Raw genomic sequence first — 18,034 nt, forward strand, 5'->3', positions numbered from 1 at the left:
GTTTTGGTTAATGGGAACAGGTCTTTACATCAATTCCATAAAAGCGGTCGGTATGCCTTCCGCTTTAACTGCAACCATGCTCTTCCCTTTATTCAGATTGACTTTGATACATGCCCGACCATTGTAAGCCTGTACCTTCCGGCTACCGGTAGATGTCCCCTGATTCTGTATCAACGAGCCATCGCCTGCGATTTCAAATTCAATGTATTTCTTTGAATCGAGGCAACGGACGCCCTCTTTATCCAGAAGCTGTACTTCCAGTAAAACGGTATCGCCTTCACGGGAAACGACAGATAAGGTCGCCACAGCTTCTTTACCCCATTTTGCCGTCTGGTACTCCTGGACGATCTCATCCGTGACCTTTATTTTTCCTTTTACGGCAACTGCACGTATCTCGTTCTTACCTTCCTCATATACACAATTCCAACGCAAGCCGGCAGCCGGATAATCCTGACTATCACGTTTCTTTATTCCCTGGCTGACACCGTTGACGAACAATTCCACCGCTTCACAGTTAGAATAAACCAAAATTTCCTTACGATCCCCTTTGTTACCCCAACGTACAGGCCAGCTATGACCGTAAATATGTACCATCGGCTCGGTAGTCCAATACGACTGGAAAACATAATAACTCTCTTTCGGAGTAAAGTCACGCTCGACGACTCCTTTCTGGTTCACATACGGAACCGGATTTTCAGGACGTACAGGCGTAGAGAAATCCTTGAACGGCCAATAGGCAGCACCGGTCAGCCACGGCATTGTCTCCTGTTCCTTCAAATGCCAGTCGATCAGGCGGACGATATAGCTTTCAGACCAGTCTCCGTCTTTGGATGCACGGGCGGCACCTCCATACAGGGAAGCATCCCCGTCACGTTCATCCGCGCCTTTCCCTGACTCGATACCTTTCAGGTTGGCAAACACATTTTCCGAATGACGGCGGGCATGGCTGTCACCTCCCCACTCGACATGCAGGAAATGTTTCACTTTCTTCATTTCTTCCTCAGAGACCGATTTATAATCAGTGAACACACCACGATACCAACCGGCCCAGATAGAAGGCGAATAAACATCGACAATATCACTGCAGAACTCGCAACGGCGGATAGCCGTCATACGGGTATCGTCCAGACGATGTGCCAGATCGTGCTGCTCCTTCATAAAGGCACGGATAGCACCTTTATCGAATGTACTGAAATCATTCGGCCAGTCGTTTTCATTTCCCAATCCCCAGATAATGACAGAAGGGTGGTTATGATGCTGGTCGATCATATTCGTCAACATGCGGCGTGCCTGTTCTTTATAGGTTTCTCCGCCAAGCCCTCCGCGACACCAGGGCTCTTCTTCCCAAACAAGAATACCCAGCTCATCGCAAAGCCGGAGGATAATATCCGACTGCTGATAATGTCCGAGGCGGATGAAGTTGACACCCATGTCTTTCATCATCTGCATTTCCGTACGCATCATTTCTTCGGTCATAGCCTGTGCTACTCCGGCATGATCTTCATGGCGATGTGTTCCGCGAAGCAAAAGACGCCGGCCGTTCAGAAAGAACGGGCCTTTCTCCTTAAATTCGAACTGGCGGAAGCCGAAACGCTCTTCAGTTGCCAAGGTTTGTCCACCGGCATCGATCGTCAGTTCGCAGGTGTAAAGAACCGGTGAATCGACATCCCATAAAGCCGGGTTCTTGATCCTGGCTTCCGCAAGGAACTGATTACCGAGGGGTAGGATGTTCTGTACCGTCTGAGAATATATTTGTTTATGCTCTGCATCATAGATAGCAACGGTGACATTCGCTTTACGGATATCTTCCGGGTTATAGAAAGAGGCCTTTACTTTAACGGTTCCCTCTTTCCTGTCGGCAGAAAGTGCCGGTTCGAGACGGATCAGTTCAAAAGAGGCTTTCGGCAGATAAACCAGGTTCAGGTAACGGTAAAGACCGCCGTATAAGTTGAAGTCCGACAAATCGGACGGAATCATTTCCAGATCGCGTGAGTTGTCGCAACGGACTGATAAGGGAATTTTCCCTTTGAAACGTTTCATTAACTGATCGTCTGCCATAAAGGAGTTCACAGCTTCGGTAATGTCGACACTCCATTCGTCGTAACCGCCTACATGTTCACCGACCAACGTCGTGTAGATATACACTTTCGTTTTCTGCCCGGCACCTTCAAAATCGAGTACGATACGACCGTCGGCATACGGATTATCAACAGTCAGTAATGTTTTGTACCAGCCTGGTCCCTGATAATAATTGACATCGGGATCTACGGCATCCTCCGCATTGAAACAATGGGGTAAAGTGACTTTCTGCCAGACAGGGACAGTTTCAGGATTACCGGGAGAAGCAGGGCGTACTGCTTCCCAGATCCCTCCCAGGTCACCTTTCAGGTATTCCCAGTTTTCCGTTAATCGTATTTTCTGTTTAGAGGGTACTTTTCCTGTCATCGAAAAACAGCAAAACAGGAAAAGACAAGTGTAAAGAATGTTTCTCATTATGTTTATTTGTTTTTATAGTTTTATAATATCGCAGTTCCTTCTTTTTCTAATTTCTGTTTCCTGAGAAGTGCTTCCAGGTAATAGTAATCGGCATATACGATCGGGACATCGACCTCTACGTTATGCATCTTAGAACCTGTACTATGCAATAACAGAAAACCTCTGTCCTTGCCGGGAGCAGTACGGTACCCTTTGGAAAGATTTTCCAGGATTGTATTTGCCTTCAAAATATAATCCTTTCCATTTGCAGGATCATACATACTCAATTCATATAAAGCAGAAGCCGTTACCGTTGCCGCAGAAGCATCCCGGGGTTCGGCGGGGATACCCGGAGCATTGAAATCCCAGTAAGGAATCAGGTCTTTCGGCAGGTTCGGATGGGAAAAGATAAAATTTTCTATCTGTTTTGCCTGCTCCAGAAACTCGGGCAAACCTGTTTCACGGTAACACAGCGTATATCCGTAAAGTCCCCATGCCTGCCCACGCGACCAGGCCGATTCATGTGCATATCCCTGATGCGTATGTTTGTGCAGCACAGCTCCGGTGATCGTATCATAATCAACCACATGATAAGAGCTATAATCTTTACGGTAATGGTTCTTCATCGTGGTACGGGCATGGTTCACAGCCACATTATAGAATAAAGAATCGCCACTCGTCTTAAACGCCCAGAAAAGAAGTTCCAGATTCATCATATTGTCGATGATGACCGGGCAATCCCATTTATCACGGCTATGATCCCAGGAGCGGATCGCCCCCACATTCTCTTTATAACGGGTAGTCAACGTATAGGCAGCCTGCAACAAAACATCTTTATAAGCAGCATCTCCGGTCAACCGGTAACCGTTCCCGAAACTGCAATACACCTTAAAGCCCATATCATGTGTCCCTCCGTTCATCTTTTCACGCTCTATCAAAGCCGTTTGCTCTTGGGCCTTTTGTTTCCAGAAGTCATCTTTTGTATATTCATACATGTACCAGAGTTCGCCGGGGAAAAAACCGCTGGTCCAGTCACGGGAAATGACCATATGCAATGTACCGTCTGCCTCCACATTACGCGGACTGGCTAACGGCCCCAGATTCTGTTTATCACGTAAGGCTTGCTTTTCGCGGGGTTCAGCGGACCGGACAGCATCCATTTCAACAAAAGCCTGCTTCAATTGTGTCGAAGCAAAAGAGAAATTATCCTGAACAAGATCAGGCTTATTTCCGCAAGAGGTCAAAGCAACCAATAACAGTAAAAGAGGAGTTTTGAGCTTCATATTTTTTCAACAAATAAAGTAAATCGATTATATAGTAAAAACATTATTTTCACAACCATAACAACGGATGGCGAACAGGTAAATTCCTTATGACCTCGTCATTAACGGGAAAATGTTCCAATGCCGACCAAAGAGACACATAGGCGTCGTCAGGTGTATCGTAAGCACTGAACAGCAAAGCCGGATGAGCGACAGGCCATTCATCCCAGTACATCACATCTTTATCGAACGACCATGCGGATTTATCCTTTATGTAAGGAAACATCCACGCCACCCCTTTCTGCATATTCCGTCCATCTTCCGTCGTATATTGCCATAAATTATGATTTTCATCCGAAAGGATATGGCAGACCGTCGCCATCGCATCCAGGTTAAAAAGAGAATAGCCGTATGGTTTTGTCCGCTTCAGTTCCAAAGGAAAACTACCGTCCGTATCCATCTGGTTAGGTAACAAAACATTCCGGAAACGTTCCCTGCAAAAATCCGACACGTCCGTATTTCCTGTATATTGAGCAAACAAGGCTGCCTGCATCACCCAGCAGGTTCCATGATTATTCTTTGCCTCCATCTCCTCTTTTCCGTACGGATGATTGGTCAGCCAGAACAGATATTTCGAAAACCAGTCTTTTGTCGCAACCGCCTCATCTACGGACAGCAAATCATTCTGTTCCATGATGATCAGGGAACGCACAACTTCCAGCAGGTGGATCGTGTCGATAATACCGATGCCCCGGCCTGTCACGATCCCTTTGATAGCCTGGGCATACTGAAGGTCAGGATTCATGCATGTTTCAGGATCGATAAACCAGGCATGGATATGCTTCAAGGCTTGTTCGATATATTTTTTATCCTGCGTAACGATCCACGCAGACGTCAGGTCGCCTACGACAGTACTAAAACGGATCATAGCATGGCGGTGAGCTACAAAATTATCGGGATTTGTTTCGCCGTCACGACGAATATAGGCGCTATCGGGGTTGACCGGATCCGGCCACCAATAATCGCCTTCGGAATAAAAATCGTGAATTCCTCCGGCACTCCGTTCTGCCACAAATGAAGTTATTGTGACAGGCTCCTCCCCCAATGCTTCATTTCCACGGAGGATAATTTCGGAGTGCAACAGGTCGGTCACTTGTTTTTTCAATCGTGTTTTATGAGAACAGGAACAAAAAACAAATGCAATTATTGAAACCAACAATAATAACTTTGTATTCATGGCATAGACGTACTTATATTCTAGCCCAAAAATACAGTTTGTTCCCCTTTTTCGTTTTTAATATTATCGCAAAAGCTTGTAGATTTATTGCAAAAGGGGTATTTGTGAGATATTTATACAATACCGACAGATAAAACTATGCGGGTATCAGTTTGTCTCGTAATTATAAGTAAAAGAATATTCGTAGGTATTTTGCCCGGCTTCCGAACCATCTACCGATTTTATATCTTCAGTAATGATCATAGAAGTAATATAATCGCCTACAGTCTGGTAACGGAAAGTATATTCCGCATTATTTTTGCTTTCACCTAACTGATAACGGCTGGCCGATTCAGGCAAATTACGGTTAAGCGCCCCGTATAACGAATTCAAAGGATTTACTAAATCCGGTGTAACCGGTCTTAATGTACTAAGTGCACGGAACGGGAAATTAGCAGGACAAAGCTGGCTGCCGTAAGTATAATTCACCTCATCGCGGGGCAGATATTGGTAAACCGTAACATTTCCGCCCGACCAGGTATACTTATCCAGAGCTACAGGATCATTTTTCTTGTATCCTCCCTCTTCCAACGGACGTTGAAAAACCCAATCGGTTTCCGTCAGATTACTCCGGTTATATTTATAACGATATTCATTTTTTACATAGACCTCGCTCGGAGTATATTCGTTGACAGCCCATTCCTGTCTGTTCACTATCACATTCCCGTTTATCTGATAATCCTCCGTATGTACATTCGAAGCATCGATCATCGAGATCTTATTGTCCGTATAAATCAGGTTGAAAGTTCCTTTGGATGTCGTCATTTTACTCACATTTCCATCTTGATTATAAGTGATATCCAAAGAATATTCAGGAAAGTCGACTCCATTCTTTTTACATGTTATCTTTGTCAGCTTATTCAGCTTGGGAATAGACGGTTTATCATCATCTCCGCAAGAAACTAAACCGATCAGCAACATCAACATCAGGCATACACTCTTTTTCATACTTTCTATATGTTTTACAGTTCAACAGCACAAAATTAGAATTTTTGGTAGAACAAAGTCAGAAGTAACCATTTTTAAGTAATAACTAATTTTTTATAACATGCCTTCTACTCCCCTTTTACCAACTGTTGTATCCTGCTCTTATCTCCTACTACCCACACCAAGTCATCCATTTCAAAGACCGTCTCGTTATCCGGAGTCGTCAGTGAACCGCCATTTCGTTCGATGCCGACGATCAGGCAATTATATCGGCGTCCGACATTGGACTGTATGATACTTTGTCCCAGGAACGGGAAGTTTTCATCCACGATAAACGAATTGACTGTAATTTCTTTCGGCTGGTCGGCGAAGCAATCCGCCCCGTTTTGCTGGTCTTCGAGCTTTGCCTGGAAAGCTTTCAACTGCTCATCGGTACCTACCACTACCACCTTGTCCTGCGGATAAATATGTTCGGAACCTCCGGGTATATAAATCTTATGATCACCGCGAATGATCTCTACGACACTCACCCCGTAATCTTTCCTGAAAGACAGCTCCGCCAGTGATTTTCCGACACTGGGCGAACAAGGCGATACCGGCACCACAGCCAGATGGATATCCTTATCGCTCAACTGATTATTAAAACTGACCTTTAACGGATTCCGTTTTCTGTCGACTTCTTCCCGACGATTCAGATTGGTCAGGAAATGGGCTTCCAGCTTGGAGTACTGGTTCAGATCCCGACGGAAAAGGATGATCAGGATCAGAAATCCTACGGCAATGATCGCACCGATACCATACTGCACATGATAATATTTGATCAACACAATGGAAACAAACAAGATAGCGACAAACACCCTGAACAAAACAAGGGCCACCAGTTTCCCGTGATTATACTTATTATCATTCCACAAGCTCATAAATAACTCAGGCGAATTATTCTTATTTGCCACCAGCCCGACCAAGAAAGGAATCATCAGGACAAGCGTTACCACGCTCATAATAATATTCCCCCACATCTCCATAGCCGGAAATTTCTCCACAAGCAACGGATAAATGACCTGGGTAGACAACAACAGGATAGCAGTCAGCAGCACCGAATGGATCAGTATCTTCCCCACATAGATCTTCAGCAGTTTCCGCCAATGACTTTCATGGTTAATCGTTTTTGTTCCCGACGAATAATAGTCCATAAAGTTACGCGCTTTATCCGGCAATATCCGGTATAACCATTCTGCAAACGGTCCGGACAAACGAATAAAATAAGGAGTCGTAAACGTCGTGATCACCGACACGGCAACAATGATCGGATAGACAAAATCATCCAGCACCTTTAACGATACCCCCAGCGCCGCAATAATAAAAGCAAACTCACCTATCTGCGCCAAACTAAAACCGGACTGTATGGATGTTTTCAGCGGCTGGCCGGACAGCAACACGCCAAAGGAAGAAAAGAAAGCCTTCCCGACAATCGTAACCAATGTGATAATTATCACAGGCCATGCGTATTCAACCAGGATAGCCGGGTCCACCAGCATCCCCACCGATACGAAAAAGATAGCCCCGAACAAGTCTTTAACAGGCTTGATAATATGCTCGATACGCTCCGCCTCCACCGTCTCGGCCAGGATCGATCCCATGATAAACGCCCCCAATGCTGCGGAGAAACCGGTTTTCGTCGCTACCACAACCATTCCCAGGCATAATCCCAACGCGATCACCAGCAAAGTCTCGTCATTCATCAATTTCCTGACCTTTTTCAATAAAGCCGGAATAATGAAAATACCTACCAGGAACCAAAGGATCAGGAAAAAGATAACTTTCAGGATACTCCCTATCATCTCTTCTCCGGCAAACTCCTGGCTTACAGCCATAGTCGAAAGCAGTACCATCATAATGATGGCAACCAGATCCTCCACCACCAAAGTACCGAACACGATGCCGGTAAAACGTTGGTTACGCAACCCCAGATCATCGAAAGCCTTTATTATTATGGTAGTGGACGACATCGACAACATACCTCCGAGGAAAATGGAGTTCATCGTCGACCATCCCAATAAATGCCCGACCAGATAGCCCACGATCAGCATCGTTATCACCTCCGTCATCGCAGTGATAAAAGCGGTGGAACCGACATTCATCAACTTTTTAAAACTGAACTCAAGCCCCAAGGCAAACAACAAAAAAACGACTCCCATCTCTGCCCAGAGATTGATATTTTCCACATCGACAACAGTAGGGAATATATGAACATAAGGTCCGGCCAGCAATCCGGCAACAATATACCCCAACACGAGCGGTTGTTTCAGCCATTTGAACAATAAAGTGATTACACCTGCGGATATGAGAATTAAAGCGAGATCTGAAATTAAATCGGGTAAATGCGACATATATACAATTTGGATTAATCAGTTAGCTAACAAAAATAATATTTTTCCAGATTTTATCAAGTATAGCCAATGCTTTTTTATAACTTTGCTAGAAATAAACAAAAACATCTATCTATTTACTTAAATCTGTTAGTATATGAAAAACAAGATTATCCTCTTCCTTGTTTTGTGTTTCTGCATTAATTTTGCAGGAATAGCTCAAAGTACGGTTCATGAATCGGTGAAGTTTCAGAGTAAAAAGTTAGGAAAAGAAGTATCCTACTCTATTTACCTGCCCGACGGCTATGCCACTTCAAACCGTTATTATCCGGTACTCTACCTGTTACACGGTTATACCGACAATGAAACGATGTGGATTCAAACCGGCCAGATGCAGGAAATTACCGATCGCGCCATCAACAGCGACCAGGCTGTTCCCATGATCGTCGTCATGCCGGATGCCTGGGATACCTGGTATATCAATCAATATGACGGAAAGGCCCCTTACGAAGATATGTTTTTCGAAGAATTGATCCCCTATATCGAAAAGACCTACCGTGCCCGGAGCAACAAAGAGTTCCGCGCCATCGCCGGCCTTTCCATGGGTGGATACGGCTCATTCCTCTATTCTTTGCATCATCCGGATATGTTCAGTGCCTGCGCACCGCTTAGTGCAGCTATTTTCGATGACAGTGTGATGGAACAACGCCAGGCAAAGTCGCACAAGGACTTGTTTAACCGCCTGTTTGGTCCGGGACTCGACTACTGGCATAAGAACAGCGTACTGAAAATGCTTTCCGAACTGGATAAAGAGAATCTCCCGCGTATCCGGTATTATATCGACTGTGGCGACCAGGACGGTTTGCTGGATGGTAATTTCCAGGCTCACCAAATCATGCGTGAGAAAGGTATGAAACATGAATTCCGTGTACGGGGAGGCGGTCATACCTGGCTATACTGGCGTACGGCATTACCGAATATACTGGAATTTGTCAGCGGCGCATTCCGCAGAAATAATTAACAGAATATCCGTTGGCTGAATTCATACTGGCTCACATTTTGACAGAATTGAATGTTTCAATGATTGTCAGTTTGAGCTATCCCCTTATCAAAGAGACTTCGCCATTATAGGTTTATTTGCCGTCAGTTTTAACTGACGGATTAGTAAAGAATCTATTTCTTTGGACTTTAGTCCCATTTTAAACACACTCTCTATGCTTAGAGAAATGTGGCTAAAGCCAAAAAGAAAAACAATTTGTAGACCGTCAGTTAAAACTGACGGCAAATGAACCTGTAACTAAGCATGTCATATTGATAACAGATAACCGATAGACGGATAGACTCCCGTTTTATATATTCGACTACGAAGCCTAACTGTCAATTTTCAATTGAAAAAGAGCGGTTCGGAATGACCATATTCTTTCCGATACCGACCTTTTTCTCTACCGCCGTTTTTCCTTTTTCCTTATACAGATAGCCGCGGAACATTCCGGTCGTATTGAACGGCATAGCGATATTCCCGTTTTTATCGACAGCAATAAGGCCACCTTCTCCCGCATTCGCATTCAGTTCCGTATGGATAATATAATCTGCCGCCTGTCCGACAGGTTCCTTCAAATATTTATAGCGTGCACAAAGATTAAAAGCGACCGCATGACGGATAAAATACTCTCCGTGTCCGGTACAGGATACAGCACAACTGTTATTATCGGCATACGTACCTGCCCCGATAACAGGCGAATCACCGATACGCCCCCATTGCTTTTTGAACATTCCTCCTGTACTGGTCCCTGCTGTCAGATTTCCTTGTTTATCCAAAACGACACAACCGACAGTACCGTTCTTCCGGCTTTCCTCTTTCAACTTCTCGATCCATTCCATTGTCTTCGGAGTAGCAAAATACATATTATCCACCTGTTCCAGCCCCCGGCTGGCAGCAAAAGCATCTGCCCCGGCTCCCGACAGCATAACATGCGGTGTCTGCGTTTTAACGGCATAAGCGGCATCGATCGGATTTTTAACTGTCTTTACCCCGGCTACGGCTCCGGCAGAGAGATCCTTCCCTTCCATGATGGCAGCATCGAGCTCAAATGTGCCTTCAGCAGTACATGTGGCACCTTTACCGGCATTGAATAAAGGATTGTTTTCAAAATAATTGATTACCGCCATAACAGCCTGCGGACCTTCCCCACCGGCAGAAAGGATACGGTCGCCAATGGTCAGGGCCGAATCGAGAGCCGCATAATATTGGGCGGAACGTTCCGGATCTTTTTCCAGCTTATCGATAACTCCTGCACCACCATGCACTACAATCACATATTCACGTTCCTGCGCCTGCAAACTAACGACTCCACAGAATAACAAAATAATCAGGTAAGATAAATTTCTAAACATCTCGTACAATAGATTAAATGATAGTGACGGCAAAAATACAAAATACCTATCTTTACATCCATAAAACAGTACAATATAATAATGAAAAGAACAAACCCGTCAGGATCACAGCAAGTAATCCTGATCACCGGAGCATCTTCCGGTATTGGAAAAGCCACAGCCAACTTACTCGTACAACAAGGTTACACCGTCTACGGGACCAGCAGGAAAGCATCTGAAAGTACCAACGGCGTCCGGATGTTAACGATGGACGTAACCCAACCCGCTTCCATCCAACAGGCGGTGGAGCAAATACTTTCCGAACAGGGACGGATCGACATTCTGATCAATAATGCCGGACTCGGTATCAGTGGGGCCCTCGAACTGGAAACAGACGAAGAAATCGGCAAACAGATGGATACAAACTTCATGGGAGTGGTGCGTATGTGTAAGGCTGTCATCCCGATCATGCGTAAAGAGCGGAAAGGTTTTATCATTAATATCAGTTCAATCGGAGGACTCATTGCCGTCCCTTTCCAGGGTTTCTATTCCGCATCCAAATTTGCAGTTGAAGGATATAGCGAAGCGCTGCAACATGAAGTCCATCCGTTCGGGATACGGGTATGCCTGGTCGAACCCGGAGACTTCTACACCAATTTCACGGCAAACCGCGGCATATCATCCGCAACGCTCGACAATCCGGATTACCGGGAAGTTTTCGGCCGCGTCATAAATGCCTTTGAAAAGATGGAGAAGAACGGAGCGCATCCCGACAAACTGGCGCATGCCATTCTCCGTCTGATCCGAAGTTCGCGTCCACCCTTCCGTTGTAAAACAGGTCCTATCGAACAGGTTCTCTTTGCCTGTTGTAAAAGCTGGTTACCTGAAAAATTCGTTCATTGGGTGGTAAGAACCGGCTACCGGCTGTAATCTGCACACCCGGATCATCATCCCATAAAACAACAGTCCCCGGATCATATGGTCCGGGGACTGTGTTCTTTATATAAAAGACATTTATTTCTTATACCAAACAGGTCCGGGTTGGTTACCCATTTCAAACTCAAGTGTCGCTCCACTCATGATCTGTTCGTGGGTGATGTAACTCTTATCATAGGGCTGTCCATTCAGTTTAACCGATTGGATATAAATATTCTCAGCACTGACACCCGGAGCCAGGATTGTAAACACCTTCCCATCCGACAGATTCATCTTCACTTCCGGGAATAAAGGTGTTCCGATCTCATACTGGCCGCTCACCGGGTCTACCGGATAGAAGCCCATCGCACTGAATACAAACCAGGCAGACATCTGTCCGCAATCTTCATTTCCACAGATACCGTCCGGCGCATTCAGATACAGGTCGTGTAATACCTGAGCTACATATTTCTGCGTCTTCCAGGGCTGGTCTACCTTGTTATAGAGATAGATCACATGGTGGCTCGGCTCGTTGCCATGCGCATACTGTCCGATCATTCCGGTACTGAAAATAGGCAGATCCTCTTTTGCATCCGGTGCATAAGTGAACATGCTGTCGAGCTTTTCCGTGAAACGTTCCTTGCTTCCCAGCAGGCCGATCAGTCCGTCCAGATCCTGCGGCACATACCAGAAATACTGCCAGGCGTTGCTTTCACAAATATCTTCCGTATAATCCTTGGCATCGAACGGAGTGACAAAGTTGCCTTTTTCATCCCTCGGCTGCATAAAGGTAGTTTCCTTATTATAGACATTCCGGTAGTTTTGCGAACGTTTGTAAAACTCATCGGCAATTTCCTTCTTTCCCATTTTTTCAGCCATACGGGCGATGCAATAGTCGTCATAAGCATATTCGAGCGTCTTTGACAACGACCAGTTTTCCCATTTCTCCGGATCACTGAATGCCGGTACATAGCCTAATTTCTTATATAATCCGATACCACGGTAATCGTCCCGGTTCGCCGTCGCTATACAAGCCTGCAACGCCTTTTCCGCATTAAAATTACCGATCCCTTTCAGATAAGCATCCACGATAACAGGTACCGCATGGTAACCGATCATCATATTTGTTTCATGTCCGTACAAATTCCACAAAGGAAGTGCACCGTTCTGGTCAAAGAAATTCAGGAAGCCCTGAACCATATCGTTTACCCGTTTCGGGTCTGTATATGTATAAAGGGGATGGGCAGCGCGGAAAGTATCCCACAAAGAGAAAGTGGAGTAATTGTCACCGCCATTTGTCTTATGTATCTGGTTATCCGGTCCGTAATAAGAACCATCCACATCACTGAAAATCGTCGGAGCGATCATGGTATGGTACATAGCCGTATAAAACTTAACCAGGTCGTCCGTATTGTTCCCGTTCACCTCGATCTTCGACAGTTCCTTATTCCAACGGGCAACAGCCTCCTGATGATACCGGTCGAAATCATTGAGAGGAACTTCTGCCTGCAAATTCCTGGCAGCTCCCTCCATACTGACACCCGAGATAGCCGTATTCACCAAAATCTCTTCATCTTTTTCCGTATTAAAATCAAAACGGGCGACATAAGCCGTGCCGATACGTCCTTTATCTTTGGTTACGATAGCGGTCGTATCCATATGATACCCAGCGAAAGGTTTAGAGAAACGGGTCTGAAAATAGACATGCTGGTCGGGCGACCATCCCTGTGAGAAACGATATCCGCGGATCGTCACCGAGTCTACTACCTCTATATAAGAATCGAGTGTAAAGTCCCAGTTCATCGCTTTTTTCAGATTCAGGAAGACAGAGGCTTCCGCCTTCGGGAAAGTGTAGCGCTGGATACCGCATCGTTCGGTTGCCGTCAGTTCCACATTGATATTATAGTCTTTCAGCAATACCCGGTAGTAACCGGCAGAGGCAGCCTCGTCATTATGAGAGAAGGTAGAGTAAATACCCAACGGTGCTTCTGCTTCTTTATACGGACGGGTCACCGGCATAAAAGAGATATCGTACAGATCGCCGGCTCCTGTACCGGAAAGATGTGTATGGCTGAAACCGGCAATTGTCGTGTCGGGATAAAAATAACCGGAGATACGGTCCCATCCCGGTAATCCGTTGTCAGGACTTAACTGCACCATCCCGAAAGGAGCCTGTGCTCCCGGATAAGTATTTCCGGTAAAATCCGTACCGATCATCGGATTTACATACTGCGCATAATCAACCTCCTGTTGTTTCTCAGGCGTGCAGGCCACCAAAGCCAGCAAGGAGACCGCCAATAAAGAGAAGTGCCTCATTGTTTATAAATTGTTTAAGTCTTGACAAATATACAAAAAGAGACGTAACATTTAAATATGTACGTCTCTTTCTATAACTAATTTCCAATGTCTATGGTTTATTAACCTTCATTTTCCTTTTCGTTATCCTCTTCGTCTTCTTCATCCGGTTCCTCTACCGGGGGCTTCCTTACGAAGAATGCACTTAATTCGTACAATCCGTATAACGGGAAGAATACGACACTCAATGTAAACGGATCGCTACTCGGCGTAATGAATGCTGCTGCAACAAGCAATCCGACAATAGCATGCCGTCTGTACTTATGGAAAAATCCTCTGTGCAACAGTCCCAGCTTCGACAGCAACCACGATACCAACGGCATTTCAAAAACAATTCCCATTACAAAGATCAGCATAAGGAAGTTATCCATATACGAATCCAGAGAGACTTGTTCTGTAATATTAGCACTCAATTGATACGTTGCCAGGAAACGGAGTGTCATCGGAAATACCATAAAATAACCTACGGCACATCCCATGAAAAACATAATCGTTCCGAAAAAGAATACCCACCTGATATTTTTCTTTTCGTTGTCATACAGAGCCGGACTGATGAATCTCCATACCTCATACATCAGATAAGGGAAAGTCAATACAAGGGCCAGCCAGAATGAGGTGGTCATGTGGGTGAAGAACTGGGAAGCCAGCTTGATATTTACGATATCTACATGAAAAGTATCATTACAGAAATCCGGTAAAACATCAAACCAAGGACTTATATCGATAAGCCACTTGTTCAATTCACATAACCAACGGTAAAGAATAAAATCAGCATAGCAGGGAGCCATAATGACGTGATCGAAAAGGTCACGCATAAAGGCAAAACTACCGATAGCAAAAACAAAGAGCGCTAGAATAGAACGGAATAAAGTCCAACGAAGTTCTTCCAGGTGGTCCCAGAATGACATTTCATTTTGTTCCAACTCTTCTTCCATTTCCTACTTCTTATCGTTGTCGTCCAGCTTAATGTCGTCTTCTAAACCTTTTACACCGTCTTTAAAGTTTTTCACTCCTTTACCGATACCTTTCATCAGTTCCGGAATTTTTTTACCACCGAAAAGTAACAACACAACAATGGCGATAATCACAATTTCGCCTGTACCTAAATTTCCTAAAAATAGTAATTCGTTCATGATATTATAATAATTAGTCGTTAATATTCGCCTTTTATATGGGGCAAAGATACTATTTGTAACGAATAGTCACTCCATTATTCTAAATTTATTACCTTTGCACCGTCTTAAAAAACTGAAATTAGAAAAAGATTAGAAAGATGAAAGCTTATGTATTTCCCGGTCAGGGTGCACAGTTTGTCGGAATGGGAAAAGACCTTTACGATAACAATCCCCTTGCAAAAGAGATGTTTGAGAAAGCAAACGAAATTCTCGGTTTCCGCATCACAGACCTTATGTTCGCAGGAACAGACGAAGATCTGAGACAAACAAAGGTTACGCAACCTGCCATATTCTTACACTCGGTTATTCTCGCCAAAACACTAGGCGACCAGTTTAAACCGGATATGACAGCCGGTCACTCCCTGGGTGAGTTCTCTGCCCTCGTTGCAGCCGGAGCCTTGTCATTTGAAGATGGTCTGGTATTGGTATCCAAACGTGCCATGGCTATGCAGAAAGCTTGCGAAGCCACTCCTTCCACCATGGCTGCCGTTCTGGCTTTGCCGGACGCAACAGTTGAAGAAATCTGTGCAAGTATAAAAGATGAAGTAGTTGTTTGTGCAAACTACAACTGCCCGGGCCAGCTGGTTATCTCCGGTTCAATTCCCGGAATCGATGCTGCCTGCGAAAAGATGCTGGCTGCCGGAGCTAAACGTGCTTTGAAGCTGAAAGTAGGCGGCGCATTTCACTCTCCGCTGATGGAACCTGCACGTACCGAACTGGCTGCTGCCATCGAAGCTACTCCGATCCATACACCGGCTTGCCCTGTTTATCAGAATGTAAGTACGAAAGGTGAAACTGATCCGGAAACGATCAAGGCTAACCTGATCGCTCAGCTGACAGCTCCTGTTCGCTGGACTCAGAGTGTTCAGAACATGATCGCTGACGGTGCCGACCATTTCATCGAATTAGGGCCAGGTGCTGTTCTTCAGGGATTGGTTAAGAAAATTAATAAAGAAATGACAACAGAAGGCATGCAATAAGCAGCAAATCCATACATGTAAAAAGGTTGGCAAGAAATTCTTGCCAACCTTTTTTATATAGCATTAAACTTTCAGGTATTACAAATAAGGATGCGAGCAAAGATAATATTTATTTCACAATGTGCTAGACGTACTCGCACAAGACAACCCTTCTCCCAGGCCCATCCAGATTCAAAAAGACATCTTCTATCGAATATTACACCCAATCATAAATATATCATATATGATTATTTATAAATATATTTTGCTATTAATCATCATTTATATATATTTGTAGCATGATTAATGAATTAAACAGACTGGATCTTTACGAAAAGTCCAATAATGACATTGTGATAGATCTTGGAAAACGATTCCGGGACTATAGAATTGCACTGCGCATGACCCAAAAGGAAATAGCTTATCAGAGTGGCGTTTCCGTCATGACAATCGTAAGATTTGAAAGAGGAGAAGGAGCTACCATTAGGCTTGACAATTTTATCTCGCTCATGCGTGCAATCCAAAAATTAGAAGGTATCTCCGAATGTATTCCGGATATGCCGATAAGTCTTTATGACACATCAATCAAAAAGGAAAAACAAAGAGTAAAAAAGCGTAGTAATGAAAAATAATATAGTCAGTGTTCTCTTATGGGGGAAAGAAATCTGTAAACTGAAATGGGAAGGTGGCTACCGACAAAAGTTCGGGAAAGTCGGTTCGTTGATTTCATTTAATCCTGAATATCATTCATTTGGTTTTGATGTAGACCCTGTAGGTTTTTATAACCATTCTACTTATCTAGTACAAAAAGGCATGTCAGATATTTGCCATGCCAATGAGTACAATGGCATCCCCCGCTTCTTAAGTAGTTCTTTACCGGATGATTGGGGGAATGAAGTGTTTTCTTTATGGATTGAAAAAAATGGCCTCCGTAGCCATGATCTAACTCCCGTCGATAAGTTAGCCTTCATAGGACGGCGAGGTATGGGAGCCTTTGAGTTTGTTCCACAGCTATATGACCCGCGCTCTGACGAAGCCATAGCGTTGGAAGACCTTTACGGGTTGGCAAAAGAAATAGAGTCTATGCGTGAAGGCGTTTCGATCAACATACAAGACAGACCGGAAATCAATGATCTTATGGCTGTAGGCATGAGTGCAGGTGGAAAGCATCCCAAGGCGATTGTAGCCATCAATTGGTCGACAGGAGAAGTCAGATCAGGACAATTTATCTTACCAAATGACTTCACACAGTATATATTAAAATTTAAGGATTCAGACAAATGGCCTACTGCCGAGATTGAATACGCTTACTATTTAATGGCTAAAGACGCATCAATAGATATGGAAAAATGTTCATTACTTGAAATCGACGGTGAGAACCATTTTTTAACAGAGCGATTTGACCGTAAAGAGGGGCGAAAGTTACATTCGGTCACCCTACAGTCCTTATGCGGAACAGTGACTTCATACGAAGAAATATTCAAAGTATGCAGAAAGCTTCAGTTGCCCTATCACGATATTGAACAAATTTTCAGAAGAGCAGTATTCAATTACCTTTCGGGAGTTTGTGATGATCATGATAAAAATTTCTCATTTGTAATGGATGAAGATGGTAGATGGCGCCTTTCTCCAGCCTACGATGAAACTTTCACTGTAAATTTCAAGAATAGATTCATAGGTGACAAACATATCATGACCATTGAAGAATGTAATCGGGATATTTCAATGAATCAATTCGTTAGGTTGGCCGATGAAAATGATGTGAGAAATGCCGAACATATTGTCAAAGAAATTTCAGAAGTGGTACAGTCTTTCACAGACAAAGCAATCGATGCAAAAATCGATACAATTTATACAGAGCTAATTTCGCAATTTATCAAGAGTAAAACGAGGCTGTAATTTAAACTGTGTCAGCAAAGCAAACAAATAAAGTATTAACTTTGCTAAC

The 18,034-nt window shown here is 44.2% G+C and carries 14 protein-coding genes; 5 read left to right on the top strand and 9 right to left on the bottom strand.

Annotated features, from left to right (window positions below; all coding sequences use genetic code 11):
- Window positions 1–24: 24 nt before the first annotated feature.
- From DWX23_RS19825 to DWX23_RS19845, 5 genes are all read right to left on the bottom strand, one after another.
- Window positions 25–2,493, bottom strand: coding sequence for a glycoside hydrolase family 2 TIM barrel-domain containing protein (locus DWX23_RS19825; RefSeq protein ID WP_122375735.1), 2,469 nt, complete (start codon window positions 2,491–2,493; stop codon window positions 25–27).
- A 23-nt stretch (window positions 2,494–2,516) separates the two neighbouring features.
- On the bottom strand, window positions 2,517–3,758 hold the full coding sequence (locus tag DWX23_RS19830; RefSeq protein WP_122375736.1) for a glycoside hydrolase family 88 protein: 1,242 nt from the start codon (window positions 3,756–3,758) through the stop codon (window positions 2,517–2,519).
- 49 nt (window positions 3,759–3,807) lie between these two features.
- A complete protein-coding gene (locus DWX23_RS19835; RefSeq protein WP_122375737.1) occupies window positions 3,808–4,974 on the bottom strand; it encodes an alginate lyase family protein in 1,167 nt (388 codons plus the stop codon).
- Between the two features lie 147 nt (window positions 4,975–5,121).
- Window positions 5,122–5,961 (bottom strand): DUF5032 domain-containing protein, encoded by an 840-nt coding sequence (locus DWX23_RS19840; protein ID WP_122375738.1) that lies wholly within the window; start codon window positions 5,959–5,961, stop codon window positions 5,122–5,124.
- Between the two features lie 107 nt (window positions 5,962–6,068).
- Window positions 6,069–8,330, bottom strand: a complete 2,262-nt coding sequence (locus DWX23_RS19845) for a cation:proton antiporter (protein WP_122375739.1) — start codon at window positions 8,328–8,330, stop codon at window positions 6,069–6,071.
- 136 nt (window positions 8,331–8,466) lie between these two features.
- Between DWX23_RS19845 and DWX23_RS19850 the strand changes: the two genes are divergently transcribed.
- Window positions 8,467–9,330 (top strand): esterase family protein, encoded by an 864-nt coding sequence (locus DWX23_RS19850; protein WP_122356156.1) that lies wholly within the window; start codon window positions 8,467–8,469, stop codon window positions 9,328–9,330.
- Between the two features lie 356 nt (window positions 9,331–9,686).
- Here the strand turns inward: DWX23_RS19850 and DWX23_RS19855 are convergent, their stop codons facing one another.
- Window positions 9,687–10,703: an isoaspartyl peptidase/L-asparaginase family protein gene (locus DWX23_RS19855; RefSeq protein WP_122375740.1), complete on the bottom strand. Its 1,017-nt coding sequence runs from the start codon at window positions 10,701–10,703 to the stop codon at window positions 9,687–9,689.
- A gap of 81 nt (window positions 10,704–10,784) precedes the next feature.
- Between DWX23_RS19855 and DWX23_RS19860 the strand changes: the two genes are divergently transcribed.
- On the top strand, window positions 10,785–11,612 hold the full coding sequence (locus DWX23_RS19860; RefSeq protein WP_122375741.1) for an SDR family oxidoreductase: 828 nt from the start codon (window positions 10,785–10,787) through the stop codon (window positions 11,610–11,612).
- An 84-nt stretch (window positions 11,613–11,696) separates the two neighbouring features.
- On the opposite strand, the gene DWX23_RS19865 is transcribed toward DWX23_RS19860, so the two are convergent.
- From DWX23_RS19865 to DWX23_RS19875, 3 genes are all read right to left on the bottom strand, one after another.
- Window positions 11,697–13,913, bottom strand: a complete 2,217-nt coding sequence (locus DWX23_RS19865) for a GH92 family glycosyl hydrolase (RefSeq protein ID WP_122375742.1) — start codon at window positions 13,911–13,913, stop codon at window positions 11,697–11,699.
- 101 nt (window positions 13,914–14,014) lie between these two features.
- Window positions 14,015–14,887, bottom strand: coding sequence for a twin-arginine translocase subunit TatC (gene tatC / locus DWX23_RS19870; RefSeq protein ID WP_122356144.1), 873 nt, complete (start codon window positions 14,885–14,887; stop codon window positions 14,015–14,017).
- Between the two features lie 3 nt (window positions 14,888–14,890).
- Window positions 14,891–15,085 (bottom strand): twin-arginine translocase TatA/TatE family subunit, encoded by a 195-nt coding sequence (locus tag DWX23_RS19875; RefSeq protein ID WP_007652767.1) that lies wholly within the window; start codon window positions 15,083–15,085, stop codon window positions 14,891–14,893.
- A 140-nt stretch (window positions 15,086–15,225) separates the two neighbouring features.
- On the opposite strand from DWX23_RS19875, the gene fabD reads away from it, so the two are divergent.
- From fabD to DWX23_RS19890, 3 genes are all read left to right on the top strand, one after another.
- On the top strand, window positions 15,226–16,107 hold the full coding sequence (fabD, locus tag DWX23_RS19880; protein ID WP_122356142.1) for an ACP S-malonyltransferase: 882 nt from the start codon (window positions 15,226–15,228) through the stop codon (window positions 16,105–16,107).
- A 278-nt stretch (window positions 16,108–16,385) separates the two neighbouring features.
- Window positions 16,386–16,718, top strand: coding sequence for a helix-turn-helix domain-containing protein (locus DWX23_RS19885; RefSeq protein ID WP_122375743.1), 333 nt, complete (start codon window positions 16,386–16,388; stop codon window positions 16,716–16,718).
- Window positions 16,708–17,985 (top strand): type II toxin-antitoxin system HipA family toxin, encoded by a 1,278-nt coding sequence (locus DWX23_RS19890; protein ID WP_122375744.1) that lies wholly within the window; start codon window positions 16,708–16,710, stop codon window positions 17,983–17,985. Before DWX23_RS19885 ends, DWX23_RS19890 begins: the two co-directional genes overlap by 11 nt.
- Window positions 17,986–18,034: the final 49 nt, after the last annotated feature.

The organism is Parabacteroides sp. AF18-52, from assembly GCF_003479145.1.
GTDB lineage: Bacteria > Bacteroidota > Bacteroidia > Bacteroidales > Tannerellaceae > Parabacteroides > Parabacteroides faecis.

What these genes read in the sequence shown, in the direction of transcription:
- DWX23_RS19825 (WP_122375735.1), bottom strand. Translation starts at nt 2,493, where the DNA reads ATGAGAAACATTCTTTACACTTGTCTTTTCCTGTTTTGCTGTTTTTCG.
- DWX23_RS19830 (WP_122375736.1), bottom strand. Translation starts at nt 3,758, where the DNA reads ATGAAGCTCAAAACTCCTCTTTTACTGTTATTGGTTGCTTTGACCTCT.
- DWX23_RS19835 (WP_122375737.1), bottom strand. Translation starts at nt 4,974, where the DNA reads ATGAATACAAAGTTATTATTGTTGGTTTCAATAATTGCATTTGTTTTT.
- DWX23_RS19840 (WP_122375738.1), bottom strand. Translation starts at nt 5,961, where the DNA reads ATGAAAAAGAGTGTATGCCTGATGTTGATGTTGCTGATCGGTTTAGTT.
- DWX23_RS19845 (WP_122375739.1), bottom strand. Translation starts at nt 8,330, where the DNA reads ATGTCGCATTTACCCGATTTAATTTCAGATCTCGCTTTAATTCTCATA.
- DWX23_RS19850 (WP_122356156.1), top strand. Translation starts at nt 8,467, where the DNA reads ATGAAAAACAAGATTATCCTCTTCCTTGTTTTGTGTTTCTGCATTAAT.
- DWX23_RS19855 (WP_122375740.1), bottom strand. Translation starts at nt 10,703, where the DNA reads ATGTTTAGAAATTTATCTTACCTGATTATTTTGTTATTCTGTGGAGTC.
- DWX23_RS19860 (WP_122375741.1), top strand. Translation starts at nt 10,785, where the DNA reads ATGAAAAGAACAAACCCGTCAGGATCACAGCAAGTAATCCTGATCACC.
- DWX23_RS19865 (WP_122375742.1), bottom strand. Translation starts at nt 13,913, where the DNA reads ATGAGGCACTTCTCTTTATTGGCGGTCTCCTTGCTGGCTTTGGTGGCC.
- tatC (WP_122356144.1), bottom strand. Translation starts at nt 14,887, where the DNA reads ATGGAAGAAGAGTTGGAACAAAATGAAATGTCATTCTGGGACCACCTG.
- DWX23_RS19875 (WP_007652767.1), bottom strand. Translation starts at nt 15,085, where the DNA reads ATGAACGAATTACTATTTTTAGGAAATTTAGGTACAGGCGAAATTGTG.
- fabD (WP_122356142.1), top strand. Translation starts at nt 15,226, where the DNA reads ATGAAAGCTTATGTATTTCCCGGTCAGGGTGCACAGTTTGTCGGAATG.
- DWX23_RS19885 (WP_122375743.1), top strand. Translation starts at nt 16,386, where the DNA reads ATGATTAATGAATTAAACAGACTGGATCTTTACGAAAAGTCCAATAAT.
- DWX23_RS19890 (WP_122375744.1), top strand. Translation starts at nt 16,708, where the DNA reads ATGAAAAATAATATAGTCAGTGTTCTCTTATGGGGGAAAGAAATCTGT.